Source organism: Facklamia hominis CCUG 36813 (genome assembly GCF_000301035.1).
GTDB classification, from domain to species: Bacteria; Bacillota; Bacilli; order Lactobacillales; family Aerococcaceae; genus Facklamia; species Facklamia hominis.
The window spans coordinates 195,119-217,216 of record NZ_JH932292.1; the positions used below are offsets into that span (position 1 = coordinate 195,119).

Consider the following 22,098-nt stretch of genomic DNA (forward strand, 5'->3'; position numbering starts at 1 on the left):
ATGATACGTTTAGCAATTGATGCAATGGGTGGAGATCACGCTCCTGAAGTAGTAATTGAAGGAGTTAAACAGGCTCTGGCCACTTATTCGGATATTGAAATTACACTCTTTGGTCCACAAGAAGAACTGATGTCTCAGTTTGATGATTTGACTCGTTTAGTAATTGTGGATGCCAGTGAGAAGATTACAGGTGAGGATGATCCGGTAAAAACAATCCGTAAAAAGAAAGATTCTTCGTTAGTAAAGGCTGCATATGCTGTTAAAGATGGTCATGCAGATGCCTTGATATCAGCGGGGAATACGGGTGCTTTATTGGCCGCTGGTTTACTTATTATTGGACGACTAAAAGGGATTGAAAGGCCGGGATTAATGCCATTGATCCCAACTATCAATCCATCTTCTCCTTATTTTATTTTGATGGATGCTGGAGCTAATGCTGATGCTAAAGCTATTTACTTATATCAACATGCACTCTTAGCGAATCAATATGCTCAATCTGTCTTAAAGATTGAGACTCCTCGGATTAGTTTACTGAACAATGGGGCAGAATCAGGCAAAGGTGATAAATTAAGAAAAGAAGTGTATGAGCAATTAGAAGCGGACCAAACCTTAAATTTTGTTGGGAATATTGAGTCGAAAGATTTATTAACTGGTAATGTTGATATCGTGATTACTGATGGCTTTACTGGGAATGCTGTTTTAAAATCGCTTGAAGGAACAGCCAAGGCGATTTTTAAACTTTTAAAAGAAGCCTTAGTCCAATCTAGCTTAAAGACGAAAGTAGGGGCATTTTTAGTTAAAGATCGTTTAAAACAATTGGCGCTTGAGTTTGATGATTCTAAGCAAGGTGGTGCGGTCTTACTAGGTGTTAACAACGCTGTTGTGAAGGCTCATGGATCATCTGATGATCAAGCTATCTTTAATGCGATCCGTCAAACTCGAGAGATTGTTCAATCGCAAGCAATTGAAAAGATGAAAAATATTTTCAATAAAAATTAAGATAATAATAGACAGGTTAGAAAAATATCGTTAAAATGAGAGATAACGTTAATTGAGGAGGAAAAAAATGTCTCAAGAGAATACAAGCTTTGAATACATTAAATCACTAATTGCTGAACGTTTTGACATTAATGAAGAAATAATCACTGAAACGATGACATTTGACGATCTTGGTGCAGATTCTTTGGATGTTGTTGAATTTGTGATGGAATTAGAAGACCATTATGGTATTGAGTTTGAAGATGAGAAGATGGAAGAACTCAATAACATCAAAGATGCCGTTGATTATATTGATCAACTTGTAGCCAAGCAGTAAGGCATGACTTTGAGGATTGATATAATCTAGGAGGTTAGAAATGAAATCAAATGAAATTTTATTAGAAGTCAAAGATGTCCATGTTGGCTTCAGAATTAAAGATGACTATTATGATGCAGTCGACGGAGTTTCATTCTCGTTGGCTAGAAATGAAAAGCTCGCAATTGTGGGAGAATCAGGCTGTGGGAAATCAACCCTTGCTACAGCCATTGTTGGCTTGCATGATCGCTTGAATACTAGAATTACAGGCGAAATTGATTATAAGGGAGATAACTTAGTTAATTATTCTGAGTCAGACTTTAACAAGATTCGTGGGAATGATATTGCGATGATTTTCCAGGATCCATTGGCTGCGTTAAATCCTTTGATGAATATTGGCGAACAAATTGAAGAAGCGCTCTATTATCATACTAATCTAAATAAGAGCCAGCGTCGACAAAGAGTTCTTGAATTATTAGATCAAGTTGGGATTCCTAAACCGGAACGAATGGTTAAACAATACCCTCACGAGTTATCCGGTGGGATGCGCCAACGGGTGATCATTGCGATTGCGCTATCATGTAAGCCTCCGATTATTATAGCTGATGAACCGACAACCGCTTTGGATGTAACGATTCAAGCTCAGATTCTTGATTTGCTGAATGATATTCAAGATGAGACTGAATCAGGAATTATTCTGATTACTCATGACTTAGGTGTTGTAGCTGAAACAGCAGACCGTGTTGCAGTAATGTATGCAGGACAAATTGTAGAATTGGCACCTGTTGAGCAATTGTTTAATAATCCTTTGCACCCTTATACTCGCTCCTTACTTAAATCAATACCTCAGTCGAATGATATGGTCGACGAAAAAGGAGATTTACATGTGATTCAAGGAGTAGTTCCAGCATTACAATATTTACCAAGAACGGGTTGTCGCTTTGCAGATCGAATTCCTTGGATATCTGCCGATAAACATGAAGCCCATCCTGAACTTCACGAGGTAGAACCAGGACACTTCGTTCGTTGCACTTGTTATCAAGATTTTTATTTTCCAGAGGAGGGTGAATAATGAGCGAATTCTTAAGTATTGAAAATTTAAAAGTTCACTATCCTATTCGATCAGGATTTTTTAATCGTATTACCGATTACGTATATGCCGTAGATGGCGTAGATTTACATTTTGAAGCCGGTAAAACTTATGGATTGGTTGGAGAATCAGGTTCAGGTAAATCAACTATCGGTAAGGCGATTATTGGCTTAGAAAAATTAACCGAGGGTAAGATTATCTATGAAGGCCAGGATGTATCTAATTCTGCCGCGAGTCGACGGTCAGAATATCGTCGTAATGTTCAGATGATTTTCCAGGATTCCTTATCATCCTTTGACCCCAAAAAGAGGATTCGGGATATTTTAGCAGAACCAATGCGTAATTTTACTTCGATGACGCCGGATGAAGAATGGCGAAAATCAATCGAACTTCTGGAAATTGTTGGCTTAACCCAAGATGCCTTAGGTAAATATCCTCATGAATTTTCGGGAGGCCAAAGACAACGGATTGGTGTAGCTCGAGCTGTTGCCTTAAATCCTAAATTAGTCATTGCAGACGAACCAGTGTCTGCTCTGGACTTATCAGTTCAAGCACAAGTTTTAAACTTTATGAAACGAATTCAACAAGAGTATAATGTGTCCTACTTGTTTATCTCTCATGACTTGGGTGTTGTTAAACATATGTCTGATGAAATTGCGATTATGTTCAGAGGTCGTTTTACAGAATACGGGCGCAATCATGAAATTTATGCCGATCCACAACATATTTATACACGACGATTATTATCTGCCATTCCACATGTGGATCCAAATAATCGTGAAGAAAATAAAATTAATCGCCTAAAAGTAGAAAAAGAATATCGCCAAAATTCATCAACCTATTTTGATGAGCAAGGGAAAGTTTATGATCTTAAAAAGATTAATGATCACCATTATGTTGCTTTAAAAGAACTGTCACAGGTTGAAAAAGGAGGAGTGAGATAATATGTGGAAAACAATTTTAAGACGGATTTTAATCATGATTCCACAGATTCTTATTTTATCCATTATTGTTTTTGCTTTGGGAGCAATGATGCCTGGGGATGCCCTAACAGGGTTAATGGATCCGACGATTGATGCAGCACAAGTTGCAGCTATGCGAGAAAGCCTAGGTCTTAATAAGCCTTGGCATATCCGTTATTTTGATTGGATTGGTAACATTTTACATGGAGATTTAGGGCGTTCTTGGCATCACCGTCAACCAGTTATGAATATCATTGGCCAACGAATCATGCCGACCGTTCAGTTGTCTTTATTGACCGTTATCCTTTCCTATCTATTGGCATTGCCACTAGGTTTGTTATCTGGTCGTTATAATAATAGCTTTTTTGATAAAGCAGTTAACTTATATACCTTTATCACCTATGCAATCCCTTCATTTGTGTTAGGACTCTTTATGATCTGGGCTTTTGGTTACACATTACACTGGTTCCCAACAACAGGAACAGTTGCACCGGGAATGAGTCCTGGAACTTTGGATTATGCCTTATCCAGATTGCATCATATTATTTTACCAGCGATCACAATGGCCTTATTGTCAACTACCTCAACGATTCAATATCTTAGAACGGGTGTGATTGACGCTAAGTCAGAAGATTATGTGCGTACAGCCAGAGCTAAGGGTGTTCCTGAGTCAGTGATTTATCGTAAACATATTTTTAGAAATTCAATCCTACCAATTGCAGCTTTCTTTGGATTTACCATTACCGGTCTTTTAGGTGGTTCGGTATTTACAGAAACTGTCTTTACTTATCCTGGAATGGGCTTATTGTTTGTAGAATCAATCAATTTACGAGATTTCTCAGTGATGCTAGCCATTACTTTGCTTTATGGCTTGATGACTCTCTTAGGTTCATTACTATCGGATATCATCATGGTCTTCGTAGACCCACGTATTCGGATTAAATAGGAGGGATTTTAATGGCAGAAAATAATACTCAAATACCATTACAAGAAGAAGTTTTGGAGGACAATCAAGCCGTATCTAAACCACCGATGGGGTGGGAAGTAGTGGTTAGAGAATTTGCTAAGGATAAGATTGCTTTAATCTCATTAGTAATTCTTTTAATCATCATTCTAATGGCAGTTATTGGACCATTCTTTATTGATGAATCTCAAGCCTCATTGGTTAATATTTTTGACCGTTATAAACAACCAGGGACGGATGGATTTATTTTAGGAACGGACGATGCTGGTCGTGATGTTTTGCATCAATTAATTTTAGGAACCCGAAACTCTCTAACGATTGCTTGGGCGGTTACCATTTTAACGGCAGCTTTTGGAACCCTCATTGGACTAATTGCAGGTTATTATGGAAATCATGTTGATAATTTAATCATGCGGATTGTGGACTTCTTGATCGTTTTACCAACAACAATGATTATTATCGTGGTGGTTACTATTGTAAAACGATTTGATCCATGGACTTTGATTTGGATTATCTCGTGCTTTGGTTGGATGGGGCAGACAAGGCTAGTACGTACCGCTTCACTATCTGAGGCTTCTAAGGACTATATTCAAGCATCTAAGACCATGGGGACGCGAGATTGGAAGATTATGCTGACTTCTCTATTACCAAACCTGTCATCTTTAATGATTACTAATTTGACGCTTTCTTTTGCGGGGAATATTGGTCTTGAAACGGGGCTATCTTTCTTAGGATTTGGTTTGCCGGTTGGAACACCTTCCTTAGGGACATTAATTGGATATGCGCGGACACCAGATATTATTCAAAATAAAACCTGGGTATGGCTTCCAGCAACTTTATTAGTTCTTGTGATGATGCTTGCTATTAACTATATTGGACAAGCTTTCCAACGAATTGCCAATTCAAAACAACGTCGTGGTTAATAATAAATTAAAAAAATATTAAAACATACTTGCCTATTTTTAATACTTTAGTTATAATACAATCAATCACTAATTTGGAGGGTTGCAAATGAAGAAGTCATTTAGAAAATTATTTACAAGCTTGTTAACAACAGTAACGTTATCAGCTACAGTTTTATCAGCAGCTACAGGCTTAATTTCGGCGGAAGAAGCTGAAAGTCTTGATTTTTCACCAAGTGTGACAAATGAAGGTGAAAAGGTTGAAGGAGCTACATTAAACGTTGCTTTAACTTCTGATACACCATTCGCGGGTGTTTTAAACAATATGCTCTATTCAGGTCAACCAGACTCAGAAGTTATTAATTACTTTAACCCAGGATTATTTGGCTATGACCAAAACTTCCATTTCGATGAATCTGGTTTTGGAAAGGTTGAGTTGGATAAAGATGCAAAGACAGCGACCATTACCATTCCGGAAGGTGAAAAATGGGAAGATGGGGAACCAATTACAATCGAGGATGTAATTTTCCCATATTATGTGATTGGACATCCAGACTATACTGGAATCCGTTATGGCTCAGATTTTGAGAATGTTGAAGGTATGGAAGAATACCATAATGGTGAAGCCGATGAAATTTCAGGTCTTGAAAAAGTTGATGATTATACTTTAGTTGTTCATTATAAAGAGTTTCCTAACTCAATGACTCAAGCAGGTGGCGGCGTTTCTTCATATATCGAACCAAAACACTATCTAGAAGATATTCCAGTAAAAGACTTGGAAGATTCTGAAGAAGTACGGGTTAAACCGATTGGATTCGGTCCATTTAAGATTGAGTCCATTCAACCTGGTGAATCTGTAACTTATACGGTCAATGAATATTATTATAAAGATCGTCCAGGTGTTGATAAGGTGATCTTGAAGGTAGTCAATCCATCATCTGTTGTTGCGGAATTAAAAGCAGGAAACATTGATGTTGCTAGTGTTTCTTCGTCTGATTATGAACAATTCCAAGATGCTAAAAACTTTACAGTTTTAGGAGCAATTTCTAACTCATATAGTTACATTGGCTTTAAGATGGGTACCTGGGATAAAGAAAATGGAAAAGTAGTTTATGATCCTGATCTAGTAACTAGTCAAAAAGCTTTACGTCAGGCAATGGCTCAAGCGATTGACTTACAAGCTGTTTCTGATAATTTCTATCATGGCATTCAAAAGGTAGCTACAGCACCTATTACACCAAACTTTACGGAGTATTTGAATCCAGAGGCTAAAGCTTATGAATTTAATCCAGAAGCAGCTAAGCAAACATTAGCCGATGCAGGATTTAAAGACACCGATGGCGATGGTTTCGTTGAAGATCCAAAGGGTGAAAAATTCAAACTATCTTATGCAGCTATGTCCGGGAACTCTGTTCAAGAGGCTATTGCACAGTACTATATTCAATCTTGGCAAGCAGTTGGAATTGATATTGAATTATTAGATGGTAAGCTTCATGAATTCAACTCCTTCTATGAACGTGTTGGATCTAATGGTGAAGATGATCCAGCCGTTAATGTATTCGGTGGAGCATGGGGTATGGGAGGAGATCCTAACCCAACTGGATTGTATGGTCCAGAAGCGATGTTTAACTTCCCTCGTTGGGAAACAGATGAACACAATGAGATTTTAGATCGTATTAATTCGTCAGATTCCTTTGACGAAGAATTTAGAAAGAAAGCCTTCAATGATTGGCAAGTATTGATGCATGAAGAGTTACCAATCATTCCTACTTTCTGGTCTACGACTCTTACTGCAGTAAATAATCGTGTTTCTAACTGGGATATCCAAATTGGTTCTCACCTAGAATGGTCAGATATTTATGTAACAGCAGATAAACCAATAGCTGAATAGGTTCTATTTTTAAAAGTGACTGGGCAATCCAGTCACTTTTTTTGCATATAGTTTTGTGCAAGTACAGGAAATTTGGTAAAATAACTTCAGTATAAGAAAGAAGATGAGGTTACTATGCAATCTTTACACGCTTTTTTAAAAGATCAATTTAAAATTAAATTTAATAATAAGGATTTATGCCAGCAGGCTTTTTATCATACTTCCTATGTCAATGAAAATAGACGATTAATTGCCATTGGCTCCAATGAACGGCTAGAATTTTTAGGTGATGCGGTCTTGGAAATATTAGTTTCCAATTTTTTATTTAATACTTATCCCAATGAGCCTGAAGGGACATTATCTCGTATGCGAGCTCAGCTTGTTCGTGAAGATAGTCTGGCTCATTTAGCACGTTGTATGCATTTTGAGGACTATTTACGCTTAGGAAAGGGAGAATTGGCCAGTCATTCTAATCAAAGGGATTCATTATTATCAGATTGTTTTGAAGCTTTTTTAGGAGCTTTATATCTTGATCAGGGAATTGATATTTGCCAAGCATTTTTGAATCAACTTTTCTTATCTAAGCATCAACATTTTTTAAAAAGTGCAAAGCAAGATTATAAGACGAAATTTCAAGAATTGGTTCAAGAAAATGGAAGTGTTAAAATTGAATACCAACTCCTTGAAAAATCAGGTCCAGCTCATCATCAACTATTTACAGTAAGTCTTTCATTAGAAGGCAAAACAATTGCTAAGGCGAGTGGATATTCAAAAAAAGATGCTGAAATGCTAGCTGCTAAAGAAGGGATTAAAGTTTATCTTGAAGGGAAAGATAATTAGGTGTATTTATCAAGAATTGAAATGTCAGGCTTCAAATCTTTTGCTAACAAGACAAGTATTGAATTTGATCAGGGAATGACTGCGATCGTAGGACCTAATGGTTCTGGAAAATCAAATTTATCGGAAGCGATTCGCTGGGTTTTAGGAGAGCAATCGGCTAAGAGTCTTCGGGGAAGTAAAATGGAAGATGTGATCTTCAATGGATCTCAAGCTAAAAAGGCTGTTAATTATGCCAGTGTAACTTTGATTTTGAATAACGAAGATCGTTATCTCGATTATGACCAAAATGAAGTTGCCATTTGCCGTCAATATCATCGAAATGGAGATAGTCTATATTTTATTAATAAGCAACCAGTTCGTTTAAAAGACATTACGGACTTGCTATTAGATAGCGGAATTGGACGGAATTCCTTTGCTATGATTTCCCAGGGGAAAGTCGAATCTATTTTTCTCAGTAAGCCGGAAGAAAGACGGGGAATTTTTGAGGAAGCAGCCGGTGTTCAACGATATCAGGTTCGAAAAACTGAAGCGGAAAGAAAGTTAGTAAGGTCCAGAGACCATTTGTCGAGGTTACGAGATATTCTCCATGAATTAAATAGTCAATTGGAACCCCTCAAATTACAGTATGATACAGCTTTAATTTATCAAGAAAAATCCCAATTATTAAAAAATCAAGAATTATCCTTATATGCTTTTGAAATTGCTCAAAATAAAGAAGCTTGGGAGCAAGGGCAAATGGAATTAAAAATCTGCCATGAACAATTACAAAGTTTGGCAGATCAAAAACAAAAAATAGATCAAACTTTAATGTCAAATCAAAATCAGTTAGATCGTTTAATTGAAACAATTGATGAGAAAAGCCTTGCGATTCAGGACCAGGCGAAATTATTGGAACAAAGAAAAGCGCAGTTACAAATATTACAGCAAGACCTCCGCTATGCCAAGTTAAGCCAAGATGATCGGAGCGAGCAAAAAGAAGCATTAAAAAGTCAACTGACTGATTATCAACATACAAGCATAGTACAGGAAGAACAGATAGAACAATTGACGCTTGATATTCAATCACTTGAGTTGAAAATGACCGATCTAAAAAGTCAGATTCAAGTGATCAACAATACGGAATCAAAGAATGAGGAAGATATTCAATCTGATTTATTTGATTATTATCGTCAGGAGAGTCATTATAAAAATCAAGTGAATCAATTTGATCAACTTCAACAACGTTTCTTACAGAAAAAGCATAATATTGAAGAGGCACAGGAGAATGTTCACAATCTTTTTGAAGAATGGGATGAAGTGTTAAATCAGCTAGAAGCGAAAATGAAGATCATTCAACAGGATCATATTTTAATGAAAAAAGACTTAAGTGAAAGTGATTTAGTACTTAAAGAATTATCAGAAGATTTGCATAAAAAGGAGCAATTTTTCTATAAATTGCAAGAAAGCTATCAAATGTCAAGTGCAAAATATCAATCTTTGCTTCAATTGCAAGAAGATTATGCTGGCTATCATCAAGGTGTACGTTTTGTAATGCAACATCGTGATCAGCTTCAAGGTATCGAAGGGACAGTAGCGGATGCTATTCATGTTGATCCGATTTATCAAGAGGCCATTGATATTGCACTGGGAGCGAGCTTACAGAATATTATTGTTACAGATGACCATGCAGCACGTTCAGCGATTCAGTTGTTACGAAAGAATCAAGCAGGACGCGCAACCTTTTTACCTCGGAGCAATATTAAAGGACGTAAAATAGCTGACTATCAATTAAACAAAGCTCAGCAGAATCTGGGATTTATCGGATTAGCAAGTGATTTGGTAAGTAGTTCAAAAGAAAATCGAGCGATAGTTGAACAGCTTATAGGTACATGCATCGTCGTTAAAGATTTAGAATCTGCACAATTTTTAGCAAAAGCAGTTAATCAACAAGCAAAAATCGTCAGTTTAAAAGGTGATTTAATCCTTCCTGGAGGGGCAGTGACTGGTGGTAAGAATCATCATAAAAGAAGTTCTGTATTAAGCCGACAAAGTCAATTAACTCAACTTGAAGAAGCTTTGAAACAGGATCGGTTACAATTGAAAGATGTTAAAGAACTGATCACGAACTATCGGCAAAAGCAACAAGAGAATTTGAATAGACGAGAACAAAGTGAGAAAAAAATACAAGATCTTTTATCAGAATTAGAAAGTTTACGCAGCCAAAGGGAACAGATAATTAATCAAAAAGAACAAAAAGACTTACAATTAGCCATAAAAAAAGATGATTTTGAAATGGCTAAAACTGAATTTGAACGAGAAAAAGAACAATATAAGGCCAATTTACAGACCTTAGATCAACTTACGGCAAAAATTGATGCAGGAAATCAAGCTTTAAAAAATTGGCAGACGGATCAAGGTCAAAAACAGGCGAAGCTAGATTCTCTTTTAAATCAATCGAATAGTATGAAGACAGAATTGGCCGTTAAGAATATGCAGTTGGTGCAAGAAAATAAACAATTGGAAGGGCTGAAACATTCGATTGAGAAGTTAGCTAATCAACTCGAAGAAAATCAAGAGAGCAATCGATCAAGTCAAGAACAAATTAATCAACTGCATGAAAAAATACGAACCCTTAGTCAGCTTATCCAGAGAGAGGAACAGACTCTAGTTCAATCTAAAGATGCTATTGAAAACTTGAAAATTCAGCGCAAGTCGCTTAATGGAGAATTACAAGCAGATCGTGAAAATGAAAAAGACCTTGAAGCAAAGCTTCAGAAGTTGTATCAAGAAGAAGCACATCTTCAAGCTAGCGTTGATCAGTATGATCGATCCATGGATCAACAGTTAACGTATTTAAGTGAAGCTTATCAAATCTCCTTTGAAGCAGCTAAGGCTCAATCCAAACCGATTGAGAACGTTAAACAGACTAAGGATTTGGTGAAGCGTTTAAGGCGAGAAATTGAACAGTTGGGACCTGTAAATCTTCAAGCACTTCAAGATTATCAAGGATTGCAGGATCGATACGATGCCATGAAAGCTCAAGAAATAGATCTTTTGAAAGCGATGGATCAATTGCAAGCAACGATGGATGAGATGGATCAAGAAGTTGAGAGTCGTTTTAAGATAGCCTTTGAAGCAATTAACCATCAATTCAAGCAAACTTTTGTCGCTTTATTTGGAGGCGGCAGAGCTTATTTAGAGTTAACTGATCCCAAGGATCTACTAGTAACTGGAATTGATATTGTGGCGCAACCTCCTGGTAAAAAGAAACAGAATTTAGCATTACTTTCAGGGGGAGAACGTGCTTTAACTGCGATTGCGCTGCTTTTTGCCATTTTACAGACAAAAACTGTCCCCTTTGTTGTTTTGGATGAGGTTGAGGCAGCCTTAGATGATGCGAATGTGTATCGTTATGGACAATATATACAGAATTTTGCCCATCGAACACAGTTTATTGTGATAACGCATCGTAAAGGTACTATGGAGTATGCGGATAGTTTATATGGAGTAACCATGCAGGAGACCGGGATCTCCAAATTGGCCTCAGTTAAATTAGCACAATTCAATGCTTAATAAGAACAATAAATTTAAGGGCGTGCTAGAAATAGCGCGCCTTTTTAAAAGTTTCTATGATATAATTAGAAGCATTAGATTGGATGATCGTGTCTTTTGAAAAGGAATGGATTGTATCGTATGATAAAATTAGTGGCAATAGATTTAGATGGGACACTTTTAAATGATGAAAAAGGCGTGGATCTTGAAAATATAAAAGCCATCCAACGAGTAAAATCATTGGGAATAAAAGTGGTTATCTGTACGGGACGTCCTTTATTTACCGCTAAGCCAATTATTGACTTATTAGGTCCTGTTGTCTCGGAAGAGTATTTAATTATTTATAATGGCGCAGTGTTATATCGCTTGGATCAAAAGAAACTGATCTATCAAAATCATCTTTCTCTGTCTGATTTAAAATTTTTCAAACAGCTAATGGATGAGCTTGATATGCCACTCAACGCACTCACGTTAGATACTATTTATGAATCGCCAAAAATTATTCCTGGCCGTCCCAATTTGTATCGCAAGGCCTTTCCTAATGCGCCTTTTGAAAAGAAAAACTTTGATGATTTCAGTGAAGATCAGATTTTCTTAAAATTTGTAGTGACAGCTGAAGCGAGTTTTTTAAAGCAACAAATGGCTAGAATCCCCAGACATTTATGGGATGATTATTCCATTTGTTTATCGCATCCTTTTCAATTAGAAGTGATGGCAAAAGGAGTTTCAAAATCACAGACACTGAAACGATTAGGGGATTATTTATCGATCTCAATGAAAGAGGTCCTTGCTTTGGGGGATCAATTAAATGATATGGATCTACTTCAAGTAGCCGGAATCGGCGTGGCAATGGAAAATGCAGACGATCGGTTGAAAGAGATTGCTGATTTTGTTACAAAGTCCAATAATCAAGCTGGTGTAGCTTATGCATTGGATCATTTTATTTAAAGATTGGAGGCCATTATGGGATTATTAGATCGAATTAAACGAGCATTTACTGGTGAAGACAAGGTGATAAAAAATCAAACACCTGACCAAGAAGAAAAATTAGTTTTAGAAAAATATGATAAAGGTTTAGAGAATACGCGTCAGTCATTTGGTGAAAAGATTAGTCAATTATTTACTGGTTGGCGCGAGATTGATGATTCTTTTTATGATGAATTAGAAGAGTGCCTAATTAGTGCAGATGTAGGTTTTGATATGACTTTGGCTTTAAGTGATGCAATTCGTCAAGCAGTAGAAGATCAAAATGTCTATAAGATTGAAGATGTTAAGCGGGTCATGCTTGAAGAAATGGTGGCCATCTATGAAAAAGAAGGTAACGATTCAGTTGCATTAACAGAAAATTCAGATGGGCCAAGTGTCATTTTATTTGTGGGTGTTAATGGCGTTGGAAAGACCACTTCTGTCGGAAAAATTGCCTATCAGCTAAAGAATGCAGGGAAAAAGGTCTTATTAGCTGCGGGGGATACTTTTAGGGCAGGGGCTACGGAGCAATTAACTGTGTGGGCGGATCGTTTAGGAATTCCAGTTGTTACTGGTCAAGAAAAAAGTGATCCTGCTTCTGTAGTCTTTGATGCAGTAAAATTAGCTAATCAAGAACATTACGATTATTTGTTGGTTGATACTGCTGGTCGACTTCATTCGAAGGCAAATCTAATGAATGAATTAGCCAAAATGAAACGAATCATTGAACGTGAAAATCCAAACGGCGTTCAAGAGGTCTTATTAGTTTTAGATGCAACAACGGGCCAAAATGCATTAACTCAAGCAAAGCAATTTAATGACGCGACAGAAATTACGGGTCTTGTGCTAACCAAGTTAGATGGTACAGCAAAGGGTGGAGTCATTTTATCAATTCGTTATGAATTAGATATTCCAGTGAAATTTATTGGTTTAGGTGAGCAAGCAACTGACTTACAGCCATTTGATGCTGAAAAGTATATGTATTCGTTGATAAAAGATCTCATTGAAAATAAAGATATCAATGCTTAAATGAAGCAATAATCTATTAGATGATCCATAGAAGCTATGCTATAATATTCTTGATCATGTAAAAAAGGGAGTAATGGTGATGAGCGAATTAGGAACTCGACTTAGAGAAGCACGAGTGAATAAAGGATATACGCTGAATACACTTCAGCAGATGACTAAAATTCAAAAAAAATACCTTCAAGCTTTGGAAGAAGGCCGTTATGATGAAATTCCTGGTAATTTTTATATCAGAGCTTTTGTTAAGCAGTATGCAGATATGGTAGGCTTAGATGGAGATCAATTACTAAAAGATTACGAATCTGAACTTGATGTAACCAGTAAACCAGTCTCAAGCTCTCTAGATGATCAAGATCAAGATCGACTTCCAAGTCGTGTGAAGGCTAGACATTCTTTGAATGATCGTAGTCAATTAGAGATGATTTTGTCTTATATCCCTTTATTTATCTTAACTTTTATTATTATCTTAATTATTATTATCCTAGCTTTAGCAATTCGGGATCTATCGAAAAATGATTCGGATATGGATTCCATGACTAAAACTGAAACCAGTGTTGTTCAACCGGTAGAGCCCGACTCACACCCAGAGTCGACGAAAGAGGATGAATCAACGACAGAAGATGCTTCATCAGGTGATTTGGCAGAAAATCAAATGCGAGTAGGTCCAGCGGTGATTAGTCTTGTTTCAAATCCTGGGGAAGAAAAGACTTATAAACTGGAAGATGACTGGAAAGACTATACATTTACTTTAAATGCAACAGGCTTTGTATGGTTAGGCATCTATGAAGATGGTCAAATGGTTGAGGATCGAACGGTTAATCAAGGTGAAAGTTTTGATTACGTGGTTGATAAGCCTGTAAAAGAGATTCGTCTAGAGATTGGATATCCTCAAGGAGGAAGTTTTGCGGTAAATGGTCAAACGGTGGAAGTAGACCCTAGCGTTCCATATTCGATCAAATTTATTGCTAATGATCAAACTGATTCATCAGATCATCAGGAAAGTTCACAAGAGAATGCGGTTGAGCTAACTTCAACTGAAAATAGTGAACCTAGTTCAACAACCGGATTCCAAGGACCAGCGGTTTACGATCCAGCCAATAGAAGGAGTCGTTAGGAATGAACATTGCGAATCGTCTAACATTATTTCGAATGGGATGTATTCCAGTTTTTGTTCTCTTACTAACGCTGAATATTGACTTAGGAGAGATTACATTGTGGAATCAGACACTACCCTGTATTGATTTTATAGCTGGTTTACTTTTTGCCATCGCTTCTTTTACGGATTATCTTGATGGATATCTCGCTCGTAAATATCATTTAATTACTCAATTTGGCATATTTTTTGATCCGATGGCAGATAAGCTGCTCGTTATAGCAGCCTTAGTATTGTTAGTGGCTAGAGGTGACTTATCTGCATGGATTTGTATCATTATTGTCAGTCGTGAGCTATTGGTAACAGGTTTACGTGTTCTTTTAGCTCAACAAAATGGGCGTGTTTTAGCTGCAGCATGGCCTGGAAAGGTAAAGACATTTACCCAAATGTTTGCTATTTTATTTTACCTTTGGCATGACTTGGGCTTTCACTTTTTACCATTTTCAATGGCAAAACTCCTTATCTACTTGTGCTTAATATTTACAATTTATTCTGGGATCGATTATTTTTGGAAAGGTCGTTCAGTCTTTTCCAATACTATTTAGTAAAGAACAGGCTATGACCATAGGTCATGGCCTTTTTAAACATATAATATTAAAGTTTCCTATTAGCTACTCATATATTGAATTTGGTAGAATCCGATAAGGTATAACAATTCAATCATGAGTAAAAGCATGGTATCTAATAAAATAGCGCAATTGTAATGGGAAAGAATATCTAATATTAGGAGGTTATATGAAGGCAATAGTTATTAAGTTATCCGCTGAGTCTGATAAGCGAAAAATAGCCGCTAAGCAGGAGGTTAAAACCATAAAAGCAATATCTGAAAATGGAATTGAATTTTCCTTCCAATATATTAAAGATAATCCGCAAATCCTAATGGAACAACTATCATTATTGTCCACTGAATATGATTTAATGCTAATAATTGGATCGGAAATCTTAAATGATGGTTCTTTAATTTTCGATATTCTTCAGAATCATTATTTTCTAAAACATTTTTCAATCGCTTTTGTAAATGAACAGAATCAGGTAGTTAGGGCATTTATTGGAGAAAATAATTCAGAATCTCTTAAGAATATTTATTTATTGCCAAATGTTTCTAATATAGAGGATCAGTTATTTAATGAATCGATCATGGCTATTTTAAAAGATTTTATGACTTGGAATGCTCCGTCTCAGATGAAGTGTTTAAATTTTTTGACGGATAATAAGTCATCTTTTCAGGAAAAAATTCTTTCTCAGTTAAAGATTTTTGAAGTAAATAAATGGTTGATTATGGAAGACAAAGGAATCATGCAGCTCTTACTCTTTGAGCCGATTAATACAACAAATTTTATCGATAAAATGAGTCAATTGTTCCCTCAAAATTATCTTGCTTCTGGAAATAATTTTTCTTTGGAGGAGTGGCTTGTTAGACGGTTGAGTCAAAGGCATCAAACCATTTCAACGGCAGAAAGTCTCACAGCAGGCTTAGTGTCTAGTCGGTTAGTCATGGTATCTGGAGCCAGTCAAGTGTTAAAAGGGGGCATGGTTGTCTATCAAAGTATCATGAAAGATGTACTGCTAGGTATTGATAATCAATTGACCATAGGCGATCATGTCTATAGTCATGCTTGTGCTAAAGCAATGGCTCGAGCAATTCAAACAAAAACACAGTCAGATTTTGGACTATCTTTGACAGGTGTAGCAGGTCCGGGGGGAGACATGGGACACCCTGCCGGTCAGGTTTTTATTGGGATTGCCCAAAAGGGGCATGAAGTTGAATCTTATAAGTACCAATTTAATTTTAATGATAGAAATCAAGTTCGGATAAGAGCCTGTCGACAGGCCTTACTCTTATTAGCTCAAAAAATATTATCGAACAAATGTTCTTAAACTGATTGAAATAATTTTAATAAATGGTAAAATATACTTAGACAGAGAAGTGGAGGAAGAATATGGTAGATGCAAATCGTCAAAAAGCCTTAGATCAGGCCTTAAAAAATATTGAAAAAAATTTTGGTAAAGGGGCTATTATGCGCTTGGGTGAACAAGCCGATGTTAAAGTCGAAACGATACCTTCTGGCTCCTTGGCCTTAGATGTGGCCTTAGGTATTGGTGGCTACCCAAGAGGACGAATCATTGAATGTTATGGTCCGGAATCTTCAGGTAAAACAACTGTAGCCCTTCATGCGATTGCTTCGGTGCAAAAAAATGGTGGCCTGGCTGCTTTTATTGATGCAGAGCATGCCTTAGATCCAACATATGCTGCACAATTAGGTGTTGATGTAGATAATCTTTTATTATCACAACCGGACACGGGTGAGCAAGGATTAGAGATTGCCGATGCATTAGTATCGTCTGGTGCCATTGATATCGTGGTCGTCGATTCAGTTGCAGCATTAGTTCCAAGAGCTGAGATTGAAGGAGAAATGGGAGACTCTCATATTGGTTTGCAAGCACGTTTAATGTCACAAGCTATGCGAAAATTATCTGGATCGATTAATAAAACCAAAACGATTGCTTTTTTCATCAATCAAATTCGAGAAAAAGTCGGTGTTATGTTTGGTAACCCAGAAGTGACACCTGGCGGTCGCGCTCTAAAGTTCTATTCTTCCATTCGAATGGAAGTACGGCGACAAGAAACTTTAAAACAAAATGGAGATGCTTACGGTAACCGCACACGGATAAAAATTGTTAAAAATAAAATGGCCCCACCTTTCAAGGAGGCCCTAGTGGATATCATCTATGGTCAAGGAATCTCACAAGTTGGTGAATTGGTAGATATGGCGGCTGACCTGGATATTATTAACAAGGCAGGTTCATGGTACTCCTATCATGAAGAACGGATTGGTCAGGGGCGTGAGAATGCCAAACAATATTTATTAGATAATCCTAATTTGAAAGATGAGATTGAAGGGTTAGTTCGTCAACATTTTAATATGAGTGGGACTTCTAATAGTAAAGAAAATGAACTTTTATCCGATGAAGTAGATGAACAGACGCTGTTGGATATCTAGTTGAATGATTAATCGCATGCTTTAGGGCATGCGATTTTTTTAATTATATTTTTTTTAATACAAGCATAAGTATTTGACACTTCTTAGTAATAAACGTATTATTAAGAGTGTGGGAAACCACCAGTTTATGTTTAGTCAATTAGCATGAAAAATTAAATATTACGGAGGTGATACTCATGGATTTTATGTCTTTCGCCTTCGCTAGCCTTACCTTAATCATTGGAATTACGATTGGATATTGGATAAAACGATTTATTGATCAAAAAAGAATAGCAGGTGCACGAGAAAATGCAGATGCTATTGTGAATGATGCTATTAATCAAGCTCAAATTTTAAAGCGTGAAGCTTTATTTGAAGCGAAGGAAGAAAATATTAAATATCGTAATGAGATCGAGACGGAATTAAAAGAACGCCGTCAAGAAGCAACGCGTTTTGAAAATCGTCTCATACAAAAAGAAGAAAATTTGGATAAAAAGAGTAATAATCTGGATAATCGAGAAAGCCTATTAGAAAATAAAGAAGCTGACTACTTAGAAAGAAAAGAAGCAATTGCTCAAAAAGAAGTTGAAATTGAAGAGACTCTTTTAAAGCAAAAAGCTGAATTAGAAAAAGTAGCTCAAATGTCTCGAGATGATGCAAAACAGATTGTATTAAATGAGACAGAAGCTGAGCTTTCAAATGAAATAGCAATTATGGTTCGTGATGCTGATCAAAAAGCTAAAGATGAAGCTGATCGTAATGCTCAAAGTATTATTCTACAAGCGATTCAGCGTTCTGCAACAGATATCGTCACCGAAAATTCTATTACGGTGGTTCATCTACCAAATGACGATATGAAAGGGCGAATTATAGGACGAGAAGGTCGGAATATTCGTACACTTGAAAGCCTAACAGGGATTGATTTGATTGTGGATGATACACCTGAGACGGTCGTTTTGAGTGGTTTTGATCCGATACGTCGTGAAATTGCTGGTATCGCATTGGAAAAACTAATGCAAGATGGTCGAATTCATCCAGCTAGAATTGAAGAGATGGTGGAACGTGCTCGTAAGGAGATGGATGAAAAAATTCGCCAAGTAGGAGAAGATGCTGTCTTTGAGGTGGGCATTCATTCGCTTCATCCTGATCTTATTAAAGTTCTTGGACGTTTAGCTTATCGGACGTCTTATGGACAAAATGTGCTTAAACATTCGATTGAAGTAGCTAAGCTAGCTGGTGTGATGGCTGGTGAGTTAAATCAAGATGTTGTTTTAGCTAAGAGAGCCGGACTGTTGCACGATATCGGTAAAGCTTTAGATCAAGAAATTGAAGGTTCGCACGTTGAGATAGGTGCTGAAATTGCCATTCGATATAAGGAGCCAGAGGTCGTCGTAAATACGATTGCTTCTCACCATGGAGATACTCAAGCGACATCTGTAATCGCAGAGTTAGTAGCAGTGGCTGATGCTTTATCAGCTGCTAGACCGGGAGCGCGTAGCGAGTCTTATGAAAACTATATTCGACGATTACAACAACTCGAAGAAATTGCAACAGATAGTAAAGGCGTTGTGAAGGCCTTTGCGATTCAAGCAGGACGTGAAGTTCGAGTGATGGTGGAACCGACTCAAATTTCTGATGCTAAAGCAGTTGTTCTTGCTAGAGAAGTTAAAACACGAATCGAAAATGAAATGAAATATCCAGGTAAGATTAAAGTAACGGTTATACGCGAAACTAGAGCCGTAGAGTATGCTAAATAATAAAAAGAGGTTGCTATGCAACCTCTTTTTATTATGAATAGATATTGAGTGAAAATTAGCTCTTAAGGAAAAAATCTTATATAATGGAAATTAGGGAATACATATATACGAAGATCATCGAACAGATGATTTAGAAATGAGAGTGGTTAAATGACGAAATCAAAAGAAACGCCTATGATGCAACAATATTTTTCAATTAAAAATCAATATCCTGATACCATTCTCTTTTTCCGATTAGGGGATTTTTATGAGATGTTCTACGACGATGCTTTACTAGCTTCCCGTATTCTAGAGATTACGCTGACCTCTAGAAATAAAAAAGCGGACGATCCCATTCCTATGTGTGGGGTTCCTTTTCATTCTGCAACGGATTACATACGGCGATTGGTTAAGGAAGGATATAAGGTTGCGATATGTGAACAACTTGAAGATCCACGTTCGACCAAGGGAATGGTTAAACGTGATGTGGTTAAAGTCATTACACCAGGAACGATCTTAGTTGAGAATGCAGTCAGTCAGAAAGAAAATAACTATTTAATCACTTTATTTAAGTGTCAGTCTACTTATTATTTGGCTTATTGCGATCTTTCAACTGGGGAAAGTCGGATAACATCGACGAAGGATTGGACTCAATGTATTAGTGAATTTCAAACAATTGATCCTTCCGAGTGGGTTTACGATCCAGAAGACTATAATGGGCTAGATGAGCAAGCTTTTAATGAATTGAAAAGCAAGACCAAAGCATATCCTTCTGCTTTCCATAAATCTGATGAAAATTCGCCTTCAATTTTAGAAATGGAATCTGATCAAGGAGTGGAAATTGAAGATCAAAGTCAAGTGCTAGATTATTTATCAGCTTATCTTTATGCTACTGCTAAACAAAGTTTAGATCATATGCAGAAAGTTCAATCTTATGAATTAAGTCAGTATCTACAGATGAACCCCTATACAAAAAGTCAATTAGAATTAACAGAGTCATTACGAACTCAAAAGAAAAAGGGCTCACTATTATGGCTATTGGATCAGACTCAAACTGCGATGGGGGGGCGTTTACTTCATCAGTGGCTAGATAAACCCTTACTATTCAAGCAACCCTTAATGGACCGTCATCTGAAGGTTTCAGCCTTAATGGACCACTATTTTGCCCGCCTAGATATCCAAGAACATTTAAAAAAAGTCTATGATTTAGAGCGATTGGTTACAAAAATCTCTATGCAATCAGTCAATGCTCGAGAGATGACCCAATTAAAAAGAAGCTTAGTGGCTTTGCCAGCGATTAATAAAGCGTTGGAGTCAATTAACCAAGATATCCAACAAAATGGAAGAGAACCCTTCGTTTTACTCAATGATTTTACATCGTTAAGAATCTTATTAGATCAAGCTTTGGTTGATGATCCGCCTATTTCTATTACTGAAGGAGGGTTTATCCGCACAGGCTATGATGAAGAGTTAGATGACTATCACCAGGCACTTGAGCATGGGCAAGAATGGTTATTAGACCTACAGGAAAGAGAAAGACAGCATACTGGCCTAAAGACTTTAAAAGTTGGCTACAATAAAGTCTTTGGTTACTATATAGAGATATCTCGTCTTCAAGCAGGTCAACTTGATGATGAAAGGTATATTCGAAAACAAACCTTAGCAAATTCTGAACGATTTATCACGGAAGAATTGAAGTCTATGGAAGAACGAATCTTACAAGCCCAAGAAAAGTCGGTTCAATTAGAATATGCGCTATTTATTGATCTTCGTGAAAAAATCAATCAATATAAGGAAGCTCTTCAGGAATTGGCAAGGAATTTGGCGAGTTTGGATGTATTAGCAGGTTTTGCCAGCTTAAGTGAATCCAATCACTATGTTCAAGCTGAAATCAGTGATTGTCCGAAAGATGTTCAATTAGTGGAATCTAGACACCCAGTTTTGGAACAATTAATCGGGTCAGAATCATTTGTGGCCAATGATTTATCACTAACGCCAGACCAATTTGTTCTATTATTGACCGGGCCTAATATGTCTGGTAAATCAACCTATATGCGCCAAGTAGCTTATGCAGTCATTATGAATCAAATTGGTTGTTTTGTTCCAGCAAAAAAAGCTAGGTTACCGCTTGTTGATCAAATATTTACAAGAATTGGGTCTTCAGATGACCTATCCGCTGGTCAATCAACCTTTATGGTTGAAATGATTGAGACAAACTATGCGTTGGCCAACGCCACTAATCGGTCTTTGATTTTATTTGATGAGATTGGTCGTGGTACGGCTACTTTTGATGGCATTGCTCTAGCTCAAGCGATTCTTTACTATATCTGTCAAAAGGTTGAAGCAATGACAATTTTTTCAACCCACTATCATGAGTTAGTGGACTTGGAAGATCGGCTCACTGCTTTAGTTAATATTCATGTTGGAGCAGTTGAGGAACATGGAAATTTAGTGTTTCTTTATAAGATTCTAAAAGGGCCAGCAGATAAGTCCTACGGGATTCATGTAGCGAGACTAGCTGGTATGCCGGATGAATTATTAGACCATAGTCAAGAAGTGTTAGATGAATTAGAAGAAAAAGCACATCATCTTTGGTCAAAAAATGCTAAAAATAATGAAGATAGTGTCATCAGAAGAGCTCAACCAGCTAAGAAAATCAAATCAACATGGTTAGAGTCATCGCTTGAGAAGTTAGATCTTAATCAATTAACACCTTTAGAAGCATTAAATCGATTAGCCCAATGGAAAAATCAACTTAATCAAGCCAAAAAGGAGGAGTAATT

At 36.9% G+C, this 22,098-nt stretch carries 17 protein-coding genes; all 17 read left to right on the forward strand.

Annotated features, from left to right (window positions below; translation table 11 throughout):
- The 17 genes from plsX (at position 1) to mutS (ending at position 22,096) form a co-directional block, all read left to right on the forward strand.
- Positions 1 to 999: a phosphate acyltransferase PlsX gene (gene plsX, locus HMPREF9706_RS00990; RefSeq protein WP_006907478.1), complete on the forward strand. Its 999-nt coding sequence runs from the start codon at positions 1 to 3 to the stop codon at positions 997 to 999.
- Between the two features lie 67 nt (positions 1,000 to 1,066).
- Complete coding sequence (gene acpP / locus HMPREF9706_RS00995; protein WP_006907479.1) at positions 1,067 to 1,315, forward strand: acyl carrier protein; 249 nt, start codon at positions 1,067 to 1,069, stop codon at positions 1,313 to 1,315.
- Between the two features lie 40 nt (positions 1,316 to 1,355).
- Positions 1,356 to 2,366, forward strand: a complete 1,011-nt coding sequence (locus tag HMPREF9706_RS01000) for an ABC transporter ATP-binding protein (RefSeq protein WP_006907480.1) — start codon at positions 1,356 to 1,358, stop codon at positions 2,364 to 2,366.
- Positions 2,366 to 3,328 carry an ATP-binding cassette domain-containing protein gene (locus HMPREF9706_RS01005; RefSeq protein WP_006907481.1) on the forward strand — a complete coding sequence of 321 codons (963 nt, stop codon included), beginning with the start codon at positions 2,366 to 2,368 and terminating at the stop codon, positions 3,326 to 3,328. The genes HMPREF9706_RS01000 and HMPREF9706_RS01005 overlap by 1 nt, the downstream gene beginning before the upstream one ends.
- Position 3,329: 1 nt before the next feature.
- Positions 3,330 to 4,292 (forward strand): oligopeptide ABC transporter permease, encoded by a 963-nt coding sequence (opp4B, locus tag HMPREF9706_RS01010; protein ID WP_006907482.1) that lies wholly within the window; start codon positions 3,330 to 3,332, stop codon positions 4,290 to 4,292.
- A gap of 11 nt (positions 4,293 to 4,303) precedes the next feature.
- Entirely contained in the window at positions 4,304 to 5,233 is a 930-nt protein-coding gene (locus HMPREF9706_RS01015; protein ID WP_006907483.1) for an ABC transporter permease, read from the forward strand.
- 88 nt (positions 5,234 to 5,321) lie between these two features.
- On the forward strand, positions 5,322 to 7,103 hold the full coding sequence (locus HMPREF9706_RS01020) for an oligopeptide ABC transporter substrate-binding protein (RefSeq protein ID WP_006907484.1): 1,782 nt from the start codon (positions 5,322 to 5,324) through the stop codon (positions 7,101 to 7,103).
- Between the two features lie 114 nt (positions 7,104 to 7,217).
- Positions 7,218 to 7,922, forward strand: a complete 705-nt coding sequence (rnc, locus tag HMPREF9706_RS01025) for a ribonuclease III (RefSeq protein WP_006907485.1) — start codon at positions 7,218 to 7,220, stop codon at positions 7,920 to 7,922.
- A complete protein-coding gene (gene smc, locus HMPREF9706_RS01030) occupies positions 7,923 to 11,474 on the forward strand; it encodes a chromosome segregation protein SMC (RefSeq protein ID WP_006907486.1) in 3,552 nt (1,183 codons plus the stop codon).
- Positions 11,475 to 11,594: 120 nt separating this feature from the next.
- Entirely contained in the window at positions 11,595 to 12,401 is an 807-nt protein-coding gene (locus HMPREF9706_RS01035; protein WP_006907487.1) for a Cof-type HAD-IIB family hydrolase, read from the forward strand.
- A gap of 15 nt (positions 12,402 to 12,416) precedes the next feature.
- Positions 12,417 to 13,448: a signal recognition particle-docking protein FtsY gene (ftsY, locus tag HMPREF9706_RS01040; RefSeq protein ID WP_006907488.1), complete on the forward strand. Its 1,032-nt coding sequence runs from the start codon at positions 12,417 to 12,419 to the stop codon at positions 13,446 to 13,448.
- A gap of 79 nt (positions 13,449 to 13,527) precedes the next feature.
- Entirely contained in the window at positions 13,528 to 14,559 is a 1,032-nt protein-coding gene (locus tag HMPREF9706_RS01045) for a helix-turn-helix domain-containing protein (protein ID WP_006907489.1), read from the forward strand.
- A gap of 2 nt (positions 14,560 to 14,561) precedes the next feature.
- Positions 14,562 to 15,143, forward strand: coding sequence for a CDP-diacylglycerol--glycerol-3-phosphate 3-phosphatidyltransferase (gene pgsA, locus HMPREF9706_RS01050; protein WP_006907490.1), 582 nt, complete (start codon positions 14,562 to 14,564; stop codon positions 15,141 to 15,143).
- Between the two features lie 190 nt (positions 15,144 to 15,333).
- A complete protein-coding gene (locus HMPREF9706_RS01055; protein ID WP_006907491.1) occupies positions 15,334 to 16,476 on the forward strand; it encodes a CinA family protein in 1,143 nt (380 codons plus the stop codon).
- 62 nt (positions 16,477 to 16,538) lie between these two features.
- Positions 16,539 to 17,600: a recombinase RecA gene (gene recA / locus HMPREF9706_RS01060; protein ID WP_006907492.1), complete on the forward strand. Its 1,062-nt coding sequence runs from the start codon at positions 16,539 to 16,541 to the stop codon at positions 17,598 to 17,600.
- A 176-nt stretch (positions 17,601 to 17,776) separates the two neighbouring features.
- On the forward strand, positions 17,777 to 19,336 hold the full coding sequence (gene rny / locus HMPREF9706_RS01065; protein WP_006907493.1) for a ribonuclease Y: 1,560 nt from the start codon (positions 17,777 to 17,779) through the stop codon (positions 19,334 to 19,336).
- A 150-nt stretch (positions 19,337 to 19,486) separates the two neighbouring features.
- Positions 19,487 to 22,096 (forward strand): DNA mismatch repair protein MutS, encoded by a 2,610-nt coding sequence (mutS, locus tag HMPREF9706_RS01070; protein WP_006907494.1) that lies wholly within the window; start codon positions 19,487 to 19,489, stop codon positions 22,094 to 22,096.
- Positions 22,097 to 22,098 lie beyond the last annotated feature (2 nt).